Source organism: Leclercia sp. M-A074-M (genome assembly GCF_965195605.1).
Lineage (GTDB): Bacteria > Pseudomonadota > Gammaproteobacteria > Enterobacterales > Enterobacteriaceae > Enterobacter.
The window spans coordinates 282,573-302,541 of record NZ_CBDAHM010000005.1 but is presented as its reverse complement, the minus strand read 5'-3'; the positions used below and the strand labels follow the sequence as shown (position 1 = coordinate 302,541).

Below are 19,969 nucleotides of genomic sequence, written 5' to 3'. Positions count from 1 at the left end.
TAGGGAGTACAATAGCCTTATATATGCTGTTCCACAGGAAAGCCCATGGCTGTTATTCAAGATATTATCGCTGCACTCTGGCAACACGACTTTGCAGCGCTGGCGGACCCGCACGTGGTTGGGATTGTCTATTTCGTTATGTTCGCCACATTGTTTCTGGAAAACGGGTTACTGCCCGCCTCCTTTTTACCGGGGGACAGTCTGCTGCTGCTGGCAGGGGCGTTAATCGGTAAAGGGGTGATGGACTTTACCCCCACGATGGTGATCCTCACCTCAGCCGCCAGCCTGGGCTGCTGGCTCAGCTATTTGCAGGGCCGCTGGCTCGGCAATACGCGGGTGGTCAAAAGCTGGCTGGCGCAGCTGCCGCATAAATACCATCAGCGGGCGAACTGCATGTTTGACAGGCATGGCCTGCTGGCGCTGCTGGTCGGGCGTTTTCTGGCCTTTGTGCGTACGCTGCTGCCAACCATGGCTGGCATCTCCGGGCTCTCTAACCGCCGCTTCCAGTTCTTTAACTGGCTGAGCGCGCTGCTGTGGGTCGGGGTCGTGACCACTTTTGGCTATGCGCTGAGTATGATCCCGTTCGTTAAACGCCATGAAGATCAGGTCATGACCTTCCTGATGATCCTGCCTATTTTCCTGCTGGTCGCAGGGCTGGTAGGAACCATCGTGGTGGTGATCCGTAAGAAGTACTGCAACGCCTGAGGCGCTGCTGTCGTTGTAGCCCCGGTAAGCGTAGCGCCTCCGGGGAAAAGCGCCGGGCGGCACTGCGTTTGCCCGGCCTACATGTCAATCACATCCCCTGCATCATCCGCATCCGCGCCGCATCTTCCCCCGGCGTCACGCCAAAGTAGCGCTTGAACTCCCGGCTGAACTGCGAGGCGCTTTCATAGCCTACCCGCAGCGCGGCGGCGCTGGCTTTCATACCATCATGGATCATCATCATCCGCGCCTTATGCAGGCGGTAGCTCTTGAGATACTGCAGCGGCGAGGTGCTGGTTACCGACTTAAAGTTATGGTGGAACGCCGAGACGCTCATGTTGGCCTCAGCCGCCAGCTGATCCACGCTCAGGTTTTCGGTGTACTGGCTCTCGATGCGTTTCAACACCCGGCCAATCAGGCTGAAATGGGTCTGACGGCTGACCAACGCCAGCAGCGCCCCGCCGCCTGGCCCCAGCAGGATGTGGTAGAGGATTTCACGCACGATCTGCTTACCCAGAATCCGCGCGTCCAGCGGCCGCTCCATCACGTCCAGCAGACGTTCAATGGCGCAGAGGATCTCATCCGTCAGCGTGGCGGAGTTGATGCCGCTCGCCGCCATCGACGGGCGAAACAGTTCGTCCTCGCCAATGTCCATCAGCAGTTCCTGCAGTTGCAGAATATCGATATTTAAGCGAATACCTGCCAGCGGTACCGCCTCTGTCGCGAAAGTTTCACATTCAAAGGGTAAAGGTACTGTCAGGAGCAGATATTCGTTGGGGTCGTAACGAAATACCCGCTCGTTGATGTAGCCAATTTTGTGGCCAGAAAAGAGAAAAATGATACCCGGCTGATACATCACCGGCGTGCGGGCGTAGGGCTGAGTCCCATACAGCAGACGAACATCCGGCAGCAGCGTATCAAGATAATTTTCATTATCTTTCAGTTTCTTAATTTGTTCCGTTAGCTGCTGGCAGACGGCTTCACGTTTCATCTTCTCTCACTCCGGGTACGTTTTCCGACACCTGCAGTGTGCGCATTTTTTCCTTTTTTCTCCAGCACTGTGTAGAAATGGGCAAGACAACGGCAGGAATGTGCATTGAGAGGAGCGCGTGCGCTCGCCACAATGAGCACCATCAGGCAGCCCTCTGTGCCGCCCCGTTTTTTCACCCACCAAAGGGAACGAACAATGAACAATTTTAATCTGCATACCCCAACCCGCATCCTGTTTGGTAAAGGCGCCATCGCCGATCTGCGCGAGCAGATCCCGGCCAACGCCCGCGTCCTGATTACCTATGGCGGCGGTAGCGTGAAGAAGAATGGCGTCCTGGATCAGGTTTACTCCGCGCTGGAAGGCATGGACGTGCGCGAGTTCAGCGGCATTGAGCCAAACCCCTCTTACGAAACGCTGATGAAGGCGGTGAAAATCGCCCGTGACGAGCAGATCACCTTCCTGCTGGCGGTGGGTGGCGGCTCGGTGCTGGACGGCACCAAGTTCATTGCCGCGGCGGCCCATTATGATGAAACCATCGACCCGTGGCACATCCTGCAAACCGGCGGCAGCGACATTAAGAGCGCCATTCCGATGGGCTCCGTACTGACCCTGCCGGCGACCGGCTCCGAATCCAATAAAGGCGCGGTGATCTCACGTAAAACCACCGGCGACAAGCAGGCCTTTATGAACGAGCACGTGCAGCCGGTGTTTGCGGTGCTGGATCCGGTTTACACCTACACCCTGCCGCCGCGTCAGGTGGCGAACGGCGTGGTGGATGCCTTTGTCCACACCGTTGAGCAGTACGTTACTTACCCGGTAAACGCCAAAATTCAGGATCGTTTCGCCGAGGGCATTCTGCTGACCCTGATCGAAGATGGCCCGCTGGCGCTGAAAGAGCCAGAAAACTACGAAGTGCGTGCCAACGTGATGTGGGCTGCGACTCAGGCGCTGAACGGCCTGATTGGTGCCGGCGTGCCGCAAGACTGGGCAACCCACATGCTGGGCCACGAGCTGACGGCGATGCACGGCCTCGATCATGCCCAGACCCTGGCCGTGGTTCTGCCTGCGCTGTGGAATGAAAAACGCGACACCAAGCGTGGCAAGCTGCTGCAGTACGCTGAGCGCGTCTGGGGTATTACTGCCGGTTCTGAAGATGAGCGTATCGATGCGGCTATCGCTGCCACCCGCAACTTCTTCGAGCAGCTGGGTGTTCCGACGCGTCTCTCCGGCTACGGTCTGGACGGCAGTTCCATCCCTGCCCTGCTGGCAAAACTCGAGGAGCACGGCATGACGCAAATCGGGGAACATCATGACATTACTCTCGATGTAAGCCGCCGTATTTACGAGGCCGCTCGCTAACTGATTTTACGCGATTGCCTTCCGTTTTTCGGCATTTAGGCCAGGCTTAATGCACATACGCCACCAGGGGATCACTCCTGGTGGATGTCCAATGAAGGAGGAAAAATGGCAAACCAAACCGTAATCAAGCTTCAGGATGGCAACGTAATGCCCCAGTTGGGGCTCGGCGTATGGAAAGCCGGTAACGACGAGGTCGTCTCCGCCATTCATAAAGCACTGGAAGTCGGCTATCGCTCCATTGATACCGCTGCCGCCTACAAAAATGAGGAGGGCGTCGGCAAGGCCCTTGCCAGCGCTGGCGTACCCCGCGATGAGCTGTTCATTACGACCAAGCTGTGGAACGACGACCAGAAGCGTCCGGCAGAAGCCCTCCAGGAGAGCCTGGACAAGCTGCAGCTCGATTTTGTCGATCTCTATCTGATGCACTGGCCGGTTCCGGCTATCGACCATTACGTCGAGGCCTGGAAAGGGATGATTGAGCTGCAAAAAGCCGGACTGATAAAAAGCATCGGGGTCTGTAACTTCCAGGTTCACCATCTGCAGCGCCTGATCGATGAGACGGGCGTCGCCCCGGTGATCAACCAAATTGAGCTGCACCCGCTGATGCAGCAGCGCCAGCTTCATTCATGGAATGCGACCCACAAAATTCAGACCGAATCCTGGAGCCCGCTGGCTCCAGGCGGCGAAGGGGTCTTCGATCAGAAAATTATCCGCGATCTGGCCGATAAGTATGGCAAAACCCCGGCACAGATTGTTATTCGCTGGCATCTGGACTGCGGTCTGGTGGTGATCCCGAAATCGGTCACCCCGTCGCGCATCGCTGAGAACTTCAACGTGTGGGATTTCCGCCTGGATAAAGATGAACTGGGTGAAATTGCGAAGCTGGATAAAGGCAAGCGTTTAGGCCCGGATCCGGACCAGTTTGGCGGTTAGTAAAAAGCCGGGTGGCGGCTTCGCCTTACCCGGCCTACGTTCAGACTTGTAGGCCCGGTAAGCGCAGCGCCACCCGGCTTTTTTACAGGCTTAACCGGCCTTACGTTTTACACTCTTCTTCGTGCTCGCCCCACCGTTCGAACGCTGATGCACAATTGGCGTGTGCTTGGTCAGGGCCGGACGTTTATTGCGGTTCTGGCGGCGCGCTTCGCGCATCTCTTCAACCGTTGGCGCAGGCACCAGACAGTCGCGGCGTGAGCCAATCAGGTGCTTTTTGCCCATCTCTTCCAGCGCCTGGCGGATCAGCGGCCAGTTTTTCGGATCGTGATAACGCAGCAGGGCTTTGTGTAGACGACGCTGTTTGTCCCCCTTCGGCACCACCACATCCTCACTCTTATAGCCAATCTTACTAAGCGGGTTCTTGCCGGTGTAATACATGGTGGTTGAGTTCGCCAGCGGCGACGGATAGAAGTTCTGCACCTGATCCAGACGGAAGCGACGCTGCTTCAGCCACAGGGCCAGGTTCACCATGTCTTCGTCACGCGTGCCCGGGTGCGCGGAGATAAAGTACGGGATCAGGTACTGCTCTTTCCCGGCCTGCTTCGAATAGGTATCGAACAGCTCTTTAAAGCGATCGTAGCTCCCCATCCCCGGCTTCATCATCTTCGATAATGGCCCCTCTTCGGTATGCTCCGGGGCGATCTTCAGGTAGCCGCCCACATGGTGGGTCGCCAGCTCTTTGATGTAGCGCGGATCTTCCACGGCGATGTCATAACGCACCCCGGAAGCGATGAGGATCTTCTTGATGCCCTTCAGATCGCGGGCACGACGGTAGAGGTTGATCGTCGGCTCATGGTTGGTGTCCATATGTTCGCAAATGCTCGGATAGACACAGGAGAGACGACGGCAGGTCTGCTCCGCGCGCGGCGACTTACAGCGCAGCATGTACATGTTGGCGGTTGGGCCCCCCAGATCGGAGATGACGCCGGTAAAGCCCGGTACCGTGTCGCGAATGGCTTCGATCTCGTTGACGATAGAGTCTTCAGAGCGGCTCTGAATAATGCGCCCTTCATGCTCGGTGATCGAACAGAAAGAGCAGCCCCCGAAGCAGCCACGCATGATGTTGATCGAGAAGCGGATCATCTCATACGCCGGGATACGGCTGTTGCCGTATGACGGATGCGGCACGCGCTTGTACGGCAGCGCAAATACGCTGTCCATCTCTTCGGTAGAGAGCGGGATCGCCGGCGGGTTTACCCAGATGTAGCGCTCACCGTGCTTTTGCATCAGCGCACGGGCGCAGCCCGGGTTGGTTTCGTGGTGCAGAATACGGGACGCATGCGCGTAGAGCACCTTGTCGCTTTTTACCTTCTCAAAGGATGGCAGCAGCACGTAGGTCTTTTCCCACGGCTTCGGACGCGGCGGCTGCACCACGATGGCTTTTGCTTCGGCTTTCTTCGGCGCAACCGGCTTATTATCCGCACACGGCAGATCTTCGCCGTATGGATGCGGGATCGGATCGATTTTGCCCGGCATATCGATGATACGGGAATCCACCCCTTTCCAGCCCGGCAGCGCCTCTTTCACCATGATGGCGGTGTTACGCACGTCGCGGATGTCGCCCACCGGTTCGCCCTGCGCCAGACGGTGCGCCACTTCCACCAGCGGACGCTCGCCGTTGCCGAAGATCAGCATGTCGGCTTTGGAGTCCACCAGCACCGAACGGCGCACGGTATCAGACCAGTAGTCGTAGTGCGCGGTACGGCGCAGGCTCGCTTCGATACCCCCCAGGATAACCGGTACATCTTTCCAGGCCTCTTTGCAGCGCTGGGTGTAGACGAGGGTTGCGCGATCCGGACGCTTGCCCGCCACGTTATCCGCGGTGTAGGCGTCGTCGTGACGCAGCTTGCGGTCGGCGGTGTAGCGGTTGATCATCGAGTCCATGTTGCCCGCGGTAACGCCGAAGAAGAGGTTAGGCTTACCGAGGCGCATAAAATCATCTTTGCTGTTCCAGTCAGGCTGGGCAATGATCCCGACGCGGAAGCCCTGGGCTTCGAGCATGCGACCGCAGATCGCCATACCAAAGCTCGGATGATCGACGTAAGCATCACCCGTCACCAGGATAATGTCGCAGCTGTCCCAGCCAAGTTGGTCCATCTCTTCACGAGACATCGGCAGGAAAGGCGCCGGTCCAAAGCAGGCCGCCCAGTACTGCGGCCAGGAGAAGAGGTCACGATCCGGCTGGATCAGGGAAATTGCGCTCATAATGCTTCCGAAGAAAAAATAATCAAAGGGCGGCGATTATACGCTGTTCTTCTGTAATAAATGAAGTGGGGAACGCGCCAAAAGGGCGCCAGGTTAACGAAACTTCCACAAGCGCTGTAAACAACCTGCTAGAATGCCGCGCGCTGACGAATAACCGCTTTACTACGCAGGATTTTTAGCCCGTTTTTGCTCAGCAAAAACGGCCATGACGGGGAATGACACTTTGCGAGGCAGCCACTCTTCTCAGGTTTCCCAGCTACAGGTTGTGATGCATCTGTGCGGGTTTTTGGTGTTGCTTTATAGCTTCTCGATGCTGCCGCCGATGGCCATCGCGCTGGCAAATAAAGAGCGCAGCTATATCGCCTTTTTGAGCACCTTCGTGACCTTTTTTACCCTCGGAGGCGGCACCTGGCTGATGACCAAACATGCCGGGATCCAGCTGCGCACCCGCGACGGGTTTGTGATTATCGTACTGTTCTGGTTCCTCTTTTCGCTGATTAGCGCCATGCCGCTGTGGATGGATGACGCGCAGAAACTCTCGCTGGCGGATGCGCTTTTTGAAGGGGTATCGGGGATCACCACCACCGGGGCTACGGTGATTGGCGACGTCAGCGCCCTGCCAAAATCGTATCTCTACTATCGCGCGCAGCTCAATTTTATCGGCGGCCTTGGGGTCATCGTGCTGGCGGTGGCGGTGCTGCCGTTTCTCGGCATTGGCGGCATGAAGCTTTATCAGTCTGAAATGCCAGGACCGTTTAAAGAGGAGCGCCTCACTCCCCGGCTGGCGGATACCTCACGCACTCTCTGGCTCACCTATCTGCTGCTGGGGCTAACCTGCACGCTGGCCTACTGGCTTGCGGGGATGTCGTTCTTCGACGCGCTGTGCCACGGGCTCTCAACCGTCTCCCTCGGCGGCTTCTCCACCCGTTCGGAGAGTATCGGTTTTTACGACAGCCATGCCGTGGAGCTGGTCGCCGGGCTGTTCTCCCTGCTCTCCGCTTTCAACTTTACCCTCTGGTATGTGGCCATCACCCGCCGCACGCTGAAGCCGTTTCGCCGTAACCAGGAGCTAAAGTTCTTTCTGATTGCCGCGGCCATCATCATTTTGATCACCGCCTGGCAGGTATGGCATGCAGGGATGTACAACATCCCTGACAGTCTGGTGCATGCCTTTTTTCTTGCCAGCTCGATGATGACCGATAATGGCCTGTCGACCGGGGACTATGCCCAGTGGCCCGCGCACACCATCTTTTTACTGTTACTGGCCAGCTTCTTCGGCGGCTGCATCGGCTCCACCTGCGGCGGGATCAAGGCGCTGCGTTTTCTGATCATGTTCAAACAGTGCCGCCAGGAGCTGCACCAGCTTGGCCATCCACGCGCCCTTTTGCCGGTGCGCATCGGTAAAAGCGTGGTCAACGAGCGCGTACTGCGTTCGGTCTGGAGCTTCTTTTTTCTCTACGTCCTGTTTACCGCCTTTTTTATCTGGGCGCTGAATCTGATGGGGTACGATCTGTTCACCTCCTTCGCCACGGTCGCCGCCTGCATCAACAATATGGGGCTGGGATTCGGTGAAACTGCCTCAACGTTCGGTACGCTGACGGAAGGGGCAAAATACCTGATGTGCGTGGCGATGATTCTGGGGCGTCTGGAGATCTATCCGATACTGATCCTCTGCTCGCGCTTCTTCTGGCGGGCCTAGAAACAACACGCCCGGCAGAGGATGCCGGGCGGGAGAGAATTACGGGGCCGGATTCACCAGCAGCTGCCCCACCGAGCCGCGATCCGCCATCTCCAGCGTCTGGCTGTGGAACAGGAACGGGAAGTGCGGCCAGGAAGGCTGCCCGTAATAGACCAGCAGTTCCACCTGCCCGTCGACCCAGACGGTATCCTTCCAGCCTCTGTCTTCCGGGAACGGCATGGCGCCGTTGACGTTGCGGATAAGGAAACTCACCCCTTCGATATGGAACGACTGCGGCCTGTCGGCGCGCACCGTCCAGCGCTCCCAGGAGCCCTGCTGGGCGGTGATATCGATGCGGTTCACATCCCACAGCTGGCCGTTAATGCCCGGATCGTCGCCAAGGCTGATATCCCGGCTGCGCACCGGCGTACCGCTCAGGATCTCCTCCGACAGCAGGCGCATCGGCAGGGTATCGGTCACCAGCGGCAGCAGGCCGGTTGGACGCAGGGTTAACACCAGCGTCGAAACCAGAATGCTCGACGGCTCAAAGAAACCGCGCAGACGATCAACAATGCCCGCCGCCTCGCCACAGGTGATCGACACCTCTTCGCCGTTGGTCATATCCACCAGGATTTCGCGTCGCTCGCCCGGCGCCAGCGCCAGCTGTTTAACCGACACCGGAGCCGGTAAAAAGCCCTGATCCCCGGCAATGACGTGCAGCGCGCGGCCATCGCTCATCTGCAGTTGATAGCGACGCGAGTTGGAGGCATTCAGCAGACGCAGGCGTACCCAGCCGCGTGACACCTCGACATAGGGGCTTTGCGCGCCGTTGACCAGCAGCGTATCACCCACAAAACCGCCGCTGCCCGGCTCGCTGTACTCCGGCGTACCGAAATTATCCAGCCGCTTGTCCTGAATGATGAGCGGGAAGTCATCCACCCCGTAGTGGTTCGGGATCGGCAGGGATTTACTGACCTCATCCTCTATCAGCCACATCCCGGCCAGACCGTTGTAGACCTGCTGCGCGGTGCGGTTTGGGGTGTTGGCGTGATACCAGAGGGTCGCGGCGCGCTGGCGGACCGGCAGAACCGGTGCCCAGTCGGCGCTTGCGGACATCATGCGCGGCGCACCGCCCAGCAGCGGGCCCGGCACCTGCATCCCGCTGATGGTCATGGCGACGTTCTCCGCCAGGCGGTTGCTGTAGATCAGTTTGACGTCATCGCCGCTCCAGACGCGCACCGTCGGGCCGAGGTAGCGTCCGTTGATGCCCCAGACCGAAGCCCGGGTACCCTGAGTGAACGACCAGTGGGCGCGCTGTAGCGTCAGAAACAGCGGCTGCCCGCGGCGGGATTCCAGTAACGGCGGAATGGGCAGCGGCTGCTGCTGCCCGGCGGCGTTTGCCCTCAGCGGAACCGCGCCTGCACAAAGGGCGATCCCCGATGCCTGAATAAACTGACGGCGACTGAGTGACATAATGGCTCCATCTATAAACGCACTAACACACGGGAATTCGTTTTCCCTTTAAACCGGCTTAAACCTTGCCAGCAGCTTCTCGCTCTGCGACTTCTTTATCGAGCTCAGCGATTTTATTCAGCATTAATTCGCGGCAATGTGCCGCCAGCTCGCGTACCTGGTCTTTGCCATATTTACTGACATCGACCGGCGGCAGCATCTCTACGATGACCAGACCGTTACGCAGACGATTCAGGTTTATCTTATTCGATGTGTTGGAAACACACACTGGAATAATCGGTACGCCTGCCGCAATTGCGGCATGAAATGCGCCAGTTTTGAACGGCAGCAGGCCACGACCCCGGCTGCGGGTCCCTTCCGGGAACATCCAGATAGAGATCTTGCGCTTTTTGAAGTGGTTCACCACCTCGGCAATCGTGCCGTGCGCTTTGGCCCGGTTGTTGCGGTCAATCAGCAGGTTGCCGGTGAGCCAGTAGAGCTGGCCGAAGAACGGGATCCACAGCAGGCTTTTCTTGCCCACGGTGACGGTTGGCGGCTGCACGATTTTCGCTGCGGTCACCATATCGTAGTTATTCTGGTGGTTACCGATATAGATAGCGTTACCAAATTTCTCTGCCCCTTCCGGCAGACGCGTTTCCACCTTCAGGCCAAACAGCGGCGCCAGACGGGCAAACATGTGGCCAAAGGTGGCAACGTGTTTTGGATTACGCGGGCTGAACAGGCAGTAAACAGAGCCGAAGATACAGACCAGAATGCAGTAGATAACGGCAAGAATGGTTCGAACAATTAATAGCATAGCGACCTCAAAAACCCCTGACAGTTGGCGATTATACTGCAACTGTGAGCGGGTAACTCCTTTGTTTCTATAACGGATGTTTTTCACGAGTCCCCCTCCTGAGCGGAGGGGGAGGTGCTCTGTTACGCTTCGTTGTCGCCCGATGTCGCGCGGTGTGGAGAGTCGATCTCTACACGGTCAATGCGCTGCAAGCCACGCATCAGCGATCCTTTGCGTCCACGTTCGCCCACCACTTTCTGCAGCTCTTCCGGGCGCAGCTTGATTTTGCGTTTACCCACATGGATGGTCAACGTGCTCTGCGGCGGCAGAATAAAGAGGTGCGCCAGGCTGTCTTCCCCTTTTGCCGCATCCGCCGCAGCGATGTTGATGATCTTGTTGCCTTTGCCTTTCGACAGCTGCGGCAGATCGCTGAGCGGGAACATCAGCATGCGGCCCGCGGCGGAGATCGCCAGCAGCATGTCGTTCTCGTCTTCAATCACCAGCGGGGCCATGACCCGGGCGTTATCCGGCAGGCTAATCAACGCTTTGCCCGCACGGTTGCGCGAGATCAGATCGTTAAAGGTACAGATGAAGCCGTAACCCGCATCGGAGGCCATCAGCAGTTTCTGCTCATCACCTTCCATCAGCATATGCTCGACGGTCGCCCCTGGCGGCAGCGTCAGCTTGCCGGTGAGCGGCTCGCCCTGCCCGCGCGCTGACGGCAGCGTAATCGGGTCGATGGCGTAGCTACGCCCGGTGGTGTCGATAAAGGCCACCGGCTGGTTGCTCTTGCCCTTCACGGCGGCTTTGAAGCTGTCGCCCGCTTTGTAACTCAGACCCGGCGCGTCGATATCATGACCTTTGGCGCTACGCACCCAGCCGCTTTGTGACAGCACAATGGTCACCGGCTCGGACGGCTGCATGTCATGCTCGCTCATCGCTTTCGCTTCTTCACGCTCGTGCAGCGGAGAGCGACGCTCATCGCCGAAGGCATCGGCGTCAGCCTGCAGCTCTTTCTTCAGCAGGTTGTTCATCTTGCGTTCGGAGGCGAGGATCGCCTGCAGCTGATCGCGCTCTTTTTCCAGCTCATTCTGCTCACCGCGAATTTTCATCTCTTCCAGCTTCGCGAGATGGCGCAGTTTCAGCTCGAGGATCGCTTCCGCCTGGGTTTCGCTGATGCCAAAGCGCGACATCAGGGCTGGCTTCGGCTCATCCTCGGTACGGATGATCTCAATCACTTCGTCGATGTTGAGGAACGCCACCAGCAAACCTTCGAGGATATGCAGGCGCTTAAGCACTTTCTCCAGACGGTGATTCAGACGACGGCGCACCGTATCGCGGCGGAACGTCAGCCATTCGGTGAGGATCTCCAGCAGGTTTTTCACCGCCGGACGGCCATCCAGCCCGATCATGTTCAGGTTGATACGGTAGCTTTTTTCCAGATCGGTGGTGGCGAACAGGTGATTCATCACCGGCTCCATATCCACACGGTTGGAACGCGGCACGATCACCAGACGGGTCGGGTTTTCGTGGTCGGATTCATCGCGCAGATCGTCCACCATCGGCAGCTTTTTATTGCGCATCTGGGCGGCGATCTGCTCCAGCACCTTCGCGCCCGAGACCTGGTGCGGCAGCGCGGTAATCACCACCGCGCCATCCTCTTTGGTCCACACCGCGCGCATACGCACCGAGCCGCGACCGTTCTGGTAGATTTTGCGGATTTCCGCGCGGGAGGTGATGATCTCCGCTTCGGTCGGGAAGTCCGGCCCCTGCACGATATCCAGCAGATCGTCCAGCGTGGTCTTCGGCTGTTCAATCAGGATAATGGCCGCTTTCGCCACTTCACGCAGGTTGTGCGGCGGGATATCCGTCGCCATCCCGACGGCAATACCGGTGGTGCCGTTCAGCAGAATGTTCGGCAGACGCGCAGGCAGCATTTTCGGCTCCTGCAGCGTACCGTCGAAGTTGGGTACCCACTCCACGGTGCCCTGGCCCAGCTCGCTGAGCAGCAGTTCGGCATATTTTGAGAGACGGGATTCGGTATAACGCATCGCCGCGAACGACTTCGGATCGTCCGGCGCACCCCAGTTCCCCTGGCCGTCGACCAGCGGATAGCGGTAGGAGAACGGCTGGGCCATCAACACCATCGCTTCATAACAGGCGCTGTCGCCGTGCGGATGGTATTTACCCAGCACGTCACCCACGGTACGGGCGGATTTTTTAAACTTGGCGCTGGCATTCAGTCCCAGCTCAGACATCGCATAAACGATGCGGCGCTGAACGGGTTTCAGGCCATCTCCGATAAACGGCAACGCCCTGTCCATGATGACGTACATGGAGTAGTTCAGGTAGGCGTTTTCCGTGAATTCATGTAGCGCGAGGCGCTCTGCCATATCGCTCATTAAATGGGATTCCTCAACTCAGAAACCAGTTGGTTTCAGGCAATATTGCCGCAGATACTACCTTATCTGGCGAGTCGAGTCACAAAGAAAAAGGGGCCGGAATAGCGGCCCCTTGATGGGTTATTTATTCAGCTTGATAACCTGTTTCACGTCGATTTCGAAATCGTTCCACTCTTTATCGACCTTGCCCTGCAGCTCAACCTTATCCTGCGGCGTAATGGTCTGGCCGTTCCAGTGTTTATTGTCGATCTCCACCGTTACCGTGCCGCTCTCATCACGGAAGGTATAACGGTCGTCAGAGAGGCGCTCGGTAATCGTCCCGCGCAGTTTCACCCAGCTGTCATCCTTCATATCCTTGACCTTCTGCGCCGTGGTGAGGTTAGCGTCATTATCGACAAACCCGCCCTGCTGGGTTTGCGTCTGGGTTGCCGTCGCGGATGGGCCATTAAATCCCCCCTGTGCCGCAAACACCGGCGCGGAGGTGATCATCATGATGGCAGCAATAGCAGCGATTTTTTTCATCTTAACTCTCCCTTTAATGTCGTTTCGCAATCCATTAAACAGGGTAAACCTTAACAACTTCTTAAGCGGAAAATTTAAATTTTTTTACTGTACAGCTGTGCGTAACAGAGGGTTTACTGACGGCATCAGGGAGGGAAACATGCGCATTTTACTGGTAGAAGATGACAGGCTGATTGGCGATGGCATTAAAGCCGGGCTGACGAAAATGGGCTTTTGCGTGGACTGGTTCACCGACGGCGAAACGGGCCGTGCGGCGCTCTATAGCGCCCCCTACGACGCCGTGGTACTCGACCTGACGCTGCCCGGCCTCGACGGGCTACAAATCCTGCGCGAATGGCGGGCACAGGGGCGCGACGAACCGGTGCTGATATTAACCGCGCGGGATGCGCTCGATCAGCGCGTCGAGGGGCTGCGCCTGGGGGCTGACGATTATCTCTGTAAACCCTTCGCCCTGATTGAGGTGGCTGCCCGTCTGGAGGCGCTGGTGCGCCGCAGCCACGGGCAGGCGCACAGCGAACTGCGCCACGGTAAGATCACGCTCAATCCCACCAGCCTCGTCGCCACCCTGAACGGCGAAACTCTGGTGCTGAAGCCGAAAGAGTTTGCCCTGCTGGAACTCCTGATGCGCAACGCAGGCCGCGTCCTGCCGCGGAAGCTGATTGAAGAGAAGCTCTATACCTGGGATGACGACGTCTCCAGCAACGCCATAGAAGTCCCCATACACCATCTGCGCCGCAAGCTCGGCAGCGATGTTATCCGCACCGTGCACGGCATCGGTTATACCCTGGGTGACGCATGAAACTGACCCAACGCCTCAGCCTCAAGCTGCGCCTGACGCTGCTGTTCTTAGCCCTGTCGCTGACGGCGTGGTTTGCCGCGAGCATCGTCGCCTGGCACCAGACCACCGATAAGCTCGATAAGCTGTTTGACACTCAGCAGATGCTGTTTGCCAAAAGGCTGCTGACCATGGATCTCGACGAGCTCAAAGCCCCGGAACGCATGCGCGAGGTGCCGAAAAAAGCCCGTCACGGCCATCTGGATGACGATGCGCTGGCCTTCGCCATCTACACCCCCGAGGGCAAAATGGTGCTTAACGACGGCGAAAACGGACGCGACATTCCGTACCACTATCGCCGGGAGGGCTTCGACAACGGGCGGCTGGACGACGATAACGACGAATGGCGATTCCTCTGGCTCACCGCCCCGGACGGCAAATACCGGGTGGTAGTGGGCCAGGAGCGGGAGTACCGTCAGGAGATGGCGCTGGACGTGGTGCGATCGCAGCTCACGCCGTGGCTGGTGGCGCTGCCGGTGATGCTGCTGTTGCTTATCGTCTTGCTGAGCCGGGAACTGCACCCGCTGAAAAAGCTGGCGCAAACCCTGCGCCTTCGCTCACCGGATGCCACTGACCGCCTGCCGACCCACGGCGTGCCCGTTGAGGTTCGCCCGCTGCTTGATGCGCTGAATCATCTTTTCGCCCGCACCCAGGAGATGATGGCCCGCGAGCGCCGCTTTACCTCCGATGCCGCCCACGAACTGCGCAGCCCCCTCACCGCCCTGAAAGTGCAGACCGACGTGGCGCAGCTGTCGCTGGACGATCCTGAGGCGCAGGGCAAAGCGCTGAACCAGCTACACGCCGGTATCGACCGGGCATCGCGGCTGGTTGAGCAGCTCCTGACCCTGTCGCGCCTGGATTCACTGGAGAGCCTCGATGACGTGGAATCCCTGGTGCTGGCCGATGTTCTCCAGTCAGCGGTGATGGCGATCTACTCTCCGGCGCAGCAGGCCGGGATCGAGATGCGCCTGAACATCAACGCCCCGCAGGTCACCCGCCCAGGCCAGCAGCTGCTGCTGAGCCTGCTGGTGCGCAATCTGCTGGATAACGCCGTACGCTACAGCCCGCGCGGCAGTGTGGTGGAGGTTACGCTCGATAGCCGCAGTTTTACCGTCCGTGACAACGGAGCGGGTATTGCCCCCGAGGCGCTGGCGCGGATCGGCGAGCGCTTCTATCGCCCGCCAGGGCAGGACCAAACCGGCAGCGGGCTGGGGTTGTCTATCGTCAAACGGATTGCCGCCCTGCATCGAATGAGGGTAACACTCGGGAATGCGCCGGACGGCGGCTTTGCCGTCACCGTCGGCTGGTAGGGAATTATTGCTGCTATAGCAAAAGACTTTGCACATTTTGCTAATTTCACCGCACCGCTGTCGCGCGTAGAATAGCCCTCAGACTCGCTACTCTGAGGACAACTTAATGAGCAATATCTTAATTATCAACGGCGCAAAAAAATTCGCCCACTCCAATGGCCAACTGAATGACACCCTGACCGAGGTCGCGGACGGCTTCCTGCGCGACGCCGGGCATGATGTTAAAGTCGTGCGCACCGACGGCGAGTACGATATCCAGGCCGAAGTGCAGAACTTCCTCTGGGCTGACGTGGTGATCTGGCAGATGCCTGGCTGGTGGATGGGCGCGCCGTGGACCGTGAAAAAGTACATGGACGATGTCTTTACCGAAGGCCACGGCGCGCTGTATGCCAGCGATGGCCGCACCCGTTCAGATGCCTCGAAAAAATATGGCTCCGGCGGTCTGATTCAGGGGAAAAAGTACATGCTTTCCCTCACCTGGAACGCCCCGATAGAAGCCTTCACCGAAGAAGATCAGTTCTTCCACGGCGTGGGCGTGGACGGTGTTTATCTGCCGTTCCACAAAGCCAACCAGTTCATGGGAATGGAGGCGCTGCCGACCTTTATCACCAACGACGTGATCAAAATGCCGGACGTGCCACGCTATATCGCAGAATATCGCAAGCATCTGGCTGAAATTTTTGCTTAACTGGTTGCATGTTATCAGGAGAAATGACCATGCTTACCGTTATTGCTGAAATTCGTACCCGTCCTGGCCAACATCACCGTCAGGCGGTGCTGGATCAGTTCGCTAAAATTATCCCGACCGTTTTAGAAGAAGCCGGCTGCCACGGCTACGCGCCGATGGTGGACACCGCCGCGGGTGTCAGCTTCCAGACCACCGCCCCCGACTCCATCGTGATGGTTGAGCTGTGGGAAACCGTCGCGCACCTTGAAGCGCATCTGCAGACTCCGCACATGAAAGCGTGGAGCGAGGCGGTGAAGGGTGACGTTCTGGAAACGCATATCCGTATTCTGGAGAACGGGGTTTAACCCCTGTTTTGCCCGGTGGCGCTACGCTTACCGGGCCTACAAAACCGTAGGCCGGGCAAACGAAGTGCCGCCCGGCAATACCAACAGCACCGAATCTCAGGCCCGGTACGCATAGCGTTTCCGGGCTTTTTTTATCACCTCAAAACGCACCTGCTATGCTTACTTCTGATTTCATTGTTATCTGGAGGAAGGAATGGGTATTTTTAACTTCGTTAAAGAGGCAGGTGAAAAGCTGTGGGATAACCTGACCGATCACAAAGGTCAGAGCGATAAGGTGACTGAACACCTTAAAAAACTCAACATACCGGGCGCCGACAAAGTGCAGGTCAACGTCAACGACGGTAAGGCCGTGGTGACGGGTGACGGACTCACCCAGGAGCAGAAGGAAAAAATCCAGGTCGCGGTGGGGAACATCGCGGGCGTCAGCGAGGTGGAAAACAGCATCACCGCCACCGACACCCAACAAGAAGCCACCTACTATACGGTCAAATCGGGTGATACGCTGAGCGCTATCTCCAAAACGGTGTATGGCGATGCGTCGCAGTACAACAAAATCTTCGAAGCCAACCGCCCTATGCTCTCCAGCCCCGATAAAATTTATCCCGGCCAGACGCTGCGTATTCCAGAAGCCTGATAGCACCGCACCGAGGGAAGATGATGAAGATAGCCTGTCTGGGCTGGGGCTCGTTGATATGGAAAAGCGGCCCACTCCCCGTCGCCGGGGAGTGGAAAACTGACGGGCCATCGCTCCCCGTTGAATTTTGTCGGATCAGCGATGGCGGCGAGCTCGCCACCGCCCTCTGCATGAACGCACCTGCCGTTCCCGTGCTCTGGGCGTGGCTCAACGCGGAAACCCTGAACGTTGCCTGTCAGGCCCTGCGCGAGCGCGAAGGGATCCCTGAGGAACGTTGTGACGGTATCGGTTCGTTGCTGACTGGAGAGCGCCACACCGGCCTGCTTGCTAAATGGGCGGCCGAGAGAGGCATCGAGGCGGTGATCTGGACCGGGCTGCCACCGAGAAGCGCCTCACTGGAGGGGCGGGTGCCTACCGTGGACGAAGCGATTGTCTATCTGGATAGCCTGAGCGGCGAGGCCCGCCAGCACGCGCGGGACTATTTTGACCAGGTGCCAGCCCAAATCGACACCCCCTACCGGCGGGTAATCACTGAAGTGCTGGGGTGGTAACAACGCCACCCCAGCGTTTTCTTACCAGTACAGTTTCCAGCTCTGGGTAAAGCGCACCAGCGCTTCGACGTAGAAGTAATCCCCCCAACTGGCGCACTCGTCCACGCCTTTATTGCTGGCGAGGTGATACACAGAGTGTTTCAGCACGCCGTTGCCCTTCTCCTCTTTTCCCATCAGGTAGTGCCTGGTCAGCGAGGACATGATCCCTTTCGCCCACGCCAGATAGCGCTCGCGATCCGGGTCAGTCACCGGCAGGTGCTTCACCAGCTCCAGCAGGCCGCATACCGCAATCGCCGCTGACGATGAATCACGCAGCGCGTCGGTGCCCACCAGCGCCAGATCCCAGTGGCAGACGTAATCCTCCGGCAGGCGGTTGAGGAAGTAGTTTGCCAGCCGTTTTGACAGGGCGATCATCGTCTCGTCGCCGGTATAGATATAGCTCAGCAGAAAGCCGTAAATCCCCCACGCCTGGCCCCGCGACCAGCAGGAGTCGTCCGCATAGCCCTGCTGGGTATTACCGTAGCGCGGCGCGCCGGTGACCACATCCATATAGTAGGTGTGGAAGGTGGAGGCATCGTCACGGATAAGGTACGTTGCGGCCTGCATCACATGGGCTTTAGCGGCCTCGGCAAAGCGCGGATCGCCGGTCTGCTCCGTCGCCCAGTAGAGCAGCGGCAGGTTCATGTTGCAGTCGATGATCATCCGGCCAGCCTGTTCCGGGTCGGCCAGATCGCCCCACGCCTGGATGATCTTCGCCTTCTCGTGGAAGCGCTCCAGCAAAGCTTCTGCCGCCAGCAGCGAGAAGCCGCGCGCCTCGCGACTGCCGGTCAGCCGCCAGTCCGCCACGCAGGAGAGCGTGTAGAGGAAGCCGAGATCGTGGGTGTTGGTGTCGCTGCGCCCGGCAATGCGCAGGCCAAACGAGCGCGTGTGTTTTTGGGCCATCTCACGGAATTTCTCGTCCCCGCTCATCTCCCACGCCAGCCACAGCTGCCCGGTCCAGAAGCTGGTGGTCCACTCGACGTTATCGGTCAGGGGATAAAACCCCTCTTTGCAGGTTTCTGCCGGGAATTTGTCACCGAATTCCGTTAAATGACGGCTAATCAGGTCGAGGATATGGCTGCGTGCCGAGATTAATTCATCGCTAAAGGCGCGTTCATCCACGGGCACGGGAATATCGGCCAGACGTTCCTCGGTGATACGACTTAACATAATTCGATTCCTTCTTTGACGACGTAAATTAGTGATGTTCAGCAACGTTCAGCGTTTTTGCGCCGCGCCATTTGCTCTGGCAGGCGGATAACGTGAAGGCGGAAATAAGGGTAAAGGTCAGCGCCGTAGCGCCCATGATGATATAGGTCTGCTCAAAGCCGATGCGGTCATACATATAACCCGCAGGGGAAGAGACCACGACATTACCGACGTAGAGCATTGCCTGATAGCCCAGCAGATACATGGTGGCGTTCACGCGTTTATCGAAATGCTCGGCGATATATTTAAAGACCGACACCAGCAGGAGGCAGATCTCCAGACCGTACAGCGGCTTGAGAACCGAAATAAGCAGGTGCGAATCGCAGATCCCGGAAATAATCAGGCGCGCCCCGACAATCAGACCGACAATCAATAACCCACGCTTGGCGCCAATAAAATTCACGAACAGCGGGATGACCATATACATGACAAATTCCATCCCCGACTGCACGGTGCCCAGATAGCCAAAGACCGCGTTGCCCTGATGCACGTCATCAAAGAAGGTGACGAAATAGCGCGAGAACTGCTGCTCGGCGATAAACATCATCCACGCCACGCCCGCCACGTACAGGCAGAAGGCCCAGAATTTGCGGCTGCGCAGCAGGGCGTAAACATCCGCCGGAACGATTTTCTCTTTGGTCAGCACCTCACCGGCATGGGCCGAGTTGGTGTTCACCTTCAGGCTCAGGAGGACAATCAGCATAATGACCGACGCCACGCTGCCCATAATGAAGTTGTACGCAGGAGAGAGGTTAAACAGCAGGCCGGAGAACGACGATGCCACCGCCCAGCCGAGCGATCCCCACATACGGATCTGACCAAATTCCATGCCGTTCAGACGGCTGAAACGGTCGGAATAGGATTCGCACGCCGCGACGCCCGCATACCAGGCGAAACTTAAATAGAGCGCGCCGATAATAATCCCCAGCATGGTGTTGGACATTAACAGCGGCTGATAGACATAAATAAAGAACGGCGCCATCAGGGCGGACATCGCCACCACAAAATAGAGCAGGTATTTGCTCATGCCGATCTTATCCAGAATATAGCCATAGATCGGTTTCAGAATAACGGAGAAGACACCATTTACCGCAAATACGGTGCCGATCACCGAGCCGCTCAGGTTGGCTTTTTGCCCGAGCCAGATCGCCAGCAAACCAATACTGGCCGACCAGGTAAAGAAATAGAGAAAGATAAAACTGCTGATTTTGTAATATTCAGTTTTGTTGCTCATACCATCCTCGCCGATATCCAGGGTA

General features: G+C 58.0%; 18 protein-coding genes. 10 read left to right on the top strand and 8 right to left on the bottom strand.

Annotated features, from left to right (window positions below; all coding sequences use genetic code 11):
- The first annotated feature begins 45 nt into the window (after positions 1-45).
- Positions 46-705 (top strand): DedA family general envelope maintenance protein YghB, encoded by a 660-nt coding sequence (gene yghB / locus ACOKCT_RS13180; protein WP_103176962.1) that lies wholly within the window; start codon positions 46-48, stop codon positions 703-705.
- 88 nt (positions 706-793) lie between these two features.
- Here yghB and ACOKCT_RS13175 read toward each other — a convergent pair whose 3' ends face one another.
- The gene (locus tag ACOKCT_RS13175) at positions 794-1,693 is read right to left on the bottom strand and encodes an AraC family transcriptional regulator (protein ID WP_103176963.1); all 900 of its coding nucleotides are present in this window, start codon (positions 1,691-1,693) and stop codon (positions 794-796) included.
- 195 nt (positions 1,694-1,888) lie between these two features.
- On the opposite strand from ACOKCT_RS13175, the gene yqhD reads away from it, so the two are divergent.
- A complete protein-coding gene (yqhD, locus tag ACOKCT_RS13170) occupies positions 1,889-3,052 on the top strand; it encodes an alcohol dehydrogenase (protein ID WP_103176964.1) in 1,164 nt (387 codons plus the stop codon).
- 105 nt (positions 3,053-3,157) lie between these two features.
- A complete protein-coding gene (gene dkgA / locus ACOKCT_RS13165) occupies positions 3,158-3,985 on the top strand; it encodes a 2,5-didehydrogluconate reductase DkgA (protein ID WP_420193549.1) in 828 nt (275 codons plus the stop codon).
- Between the two features lie 90 nt (positions 3,986-4,075).
- Here the strand turns inward: dkgA and ACOKCT_RS13160 are convergent, their stop codons facing one another.
- The gene (locus ACOKCT_RS13160; protein WP_420193548.1) at positions 4,076-6,250 is read right to left on the bottom strand and encodes a YgiQ family radical SAM protein; all 2,175 of its coding nucleotides are present in this window, start codon (positions 6,248-6,250) and stop codon (positions 4,076-4,078) included.
- A 205-nt stretch (positions 6,251-6,455) separates the two neighbouring features.
- On the opposite strand from ACOKCT_RS13160, the gene ACOKCT_RS13155 reads away from it, so the two are divergent.
- Positions 6,456-7,949, top strand: coding sequence for a TrkH family potassium uptake protein (locus ACOKCT_RS13155; RefSeq protein ID WP_197431823.1), 1,494 nt, complete (start codon positions 6,456-6,458; stop codon positions 7,947-7,949).
- Between the two features lie 39 nt (positions 7,950-7,988).
- On the opposite strand, the gene ftsP is transcribed toward ACOKCT_RS13155, so the two are convergent.
- From ftsP to ACOKCT_RS13135, 4 genes are all read right to left on the bottom strand, one after another.
- Positions 7,989-9,401, bottom strand: a complete 1,413-nt coding sequence (gene ftsP / locus ACOKCT_RS13150; RefSeq protein ID WP_103176967.1) for a cell division protein FtsP — start codon at positions 9,399-9,401, stop codon at positions 7,989-7,991.
- Between the two features lie 58 nt (positions 9,402-9,459).
- Complete coding sequence (plsC, locus tag ACOKCT_RS13145) at positions 9,460-10,197, bottom strand: 1-acylglycerol-3-phosphate O-acyltransferase (protein WP_103180982.1); 738 nt, start codon at positions 10,195-10,197, stop codon at positions 9,460-9,462.
- Between the two features lie 122 nt (positions 10,198-10,319).
- Positions 10,320-12,578, bottom strand: coding sequence for a DNA topoisomerase IV subunit A (gene parC / locus ACOKCT_RS13140; protein ID WP_159339947.1), 2,259 nt, complete (start codon positions 12,576-12,578; stop codon positions 10,320-10,322).
- Between the two features lie 120 nt (positions 12,579-12,698).
- Positions 12,699-13,100: a YgiW/YdeI family stress tolerance OB fold protein gene (locus ACOKCT_RS13135; protein WP_103176969.1), complete on the bottom strand. Its 402-nt coding sequence runs from the start codon at positions 13,098-13,100 to the stop codon at positions 12,699-12,701.
- A 139-nt stretch (positions 13,101-13,239) separates the two neighbouring features.
- Here ACOKCT_RS13135 and qseB point away from each other — a divergent pair, with 139 nt between their 5' ends.
- From qseB to ACOKCT_RS13105, 6 genes are all read left to right on the top strand, one after another.
- Positions 13,240-13,899 (top strand): quorum sensing response regulator transcription factor QseB, encoded by a 660-nt coding sequence (qseB, locus tag ACOKCT_RS13130; RefSeq protein ID WP_420193547.1) that lies wholly within the window; start codon positions 13,240-13,242, stop codon positions 13,897-13,899.
- On the top strand, positions 13,896-15,245 hold the full coding sequence (qseC, locus tag ACOKCT_RS13125; RefSeq protein ID WP_420193546.1) for a quorum sensing histidine kinase QseC: 1,350 nt from the start codon (positions 13,896-13,898) through the stop codon (positions 15,243-15,245). The genes qseB and qseC overlap by 4 nt, the downstream gene beginning before the upstream one ends.
- A 106-nt stretch (positions 15,246-15,351) precedes the next feature.
- Entirely contained in the window at positions 15,352-15,933 is a 582-nt protein-coding gene (locus ACOKCT_RS13120; RefSeq protein WP_420193545.1) for an NAD(P)H-dependent oxidoreductase, read from the top strand.
- A gap of 29 nt (positions 15,934-15,962) precedes the next feature.
- Positions 15,963-16,277 (top strand): putative quinol monooxygenase, encoded by a 315-nt coding sequence (locus ACOKCT_RS13115; protein WP_032614615.1) that lies wholly within the window; start codon positions 15,963-15,965, stop codon positions 16,275-16,277.
- Positions 16,278-16,470: 193 nt separating this feature from the next.
- Entirely contained in the window at positions 16,471-16,911 is a 441-nt protein-coding gene (gene lysM / locus ACOKCT_RS13110) for a peptidoglycan-binding protein LysM (RefSeq protein WP_103176973.1), read from the top strand.
- Positions 16,912-16,931: 20 nt separating this feature from the next.
- Positions 16,932-17,462 (top strand): hypothetical protein, encoded by a 531-nt coding sequence (locus tag ACOKCT_RS13105; RefSeq protein ID WP_371816533.1) that lies wholly within the window; start codon positions 16,932-16,934, stop codon positions 17,460-17,462.
- A gap of 21 nt (positions 17,463-17,483) precedes the next feature.
- Here ACOKCT_RS13105 and ACOKCT_RS13100 read toward each other — a convergent pair whose 3' ends face one another.
- Positions 17,484-18,671: a glycoside hydrolase family 88 protein gene (locus ACOKCT_RS13100; RefSeq protein WP_103176975.1), complete on the bottom strand. Its 1,188-nt coding sequence runs from the start codon at positions 18,669-18,671 to the stop codon at positions 17,484-17,486.
- 28 nt (positions 18,672-18,699) lie between these two features.
- Positions 18,700-19,944, bottom strand: a complete 1,245-nt coding sequence (locus ACOKCT_RS13095) for an oligosaccharide MFS transporter (protein WP_197431824.1) — start codon at positions 19,942-19,944, stop codon at positions 18,700-18,702.
- Positions 19,945-19,969 lie beyond the last annotated feature (25 nt).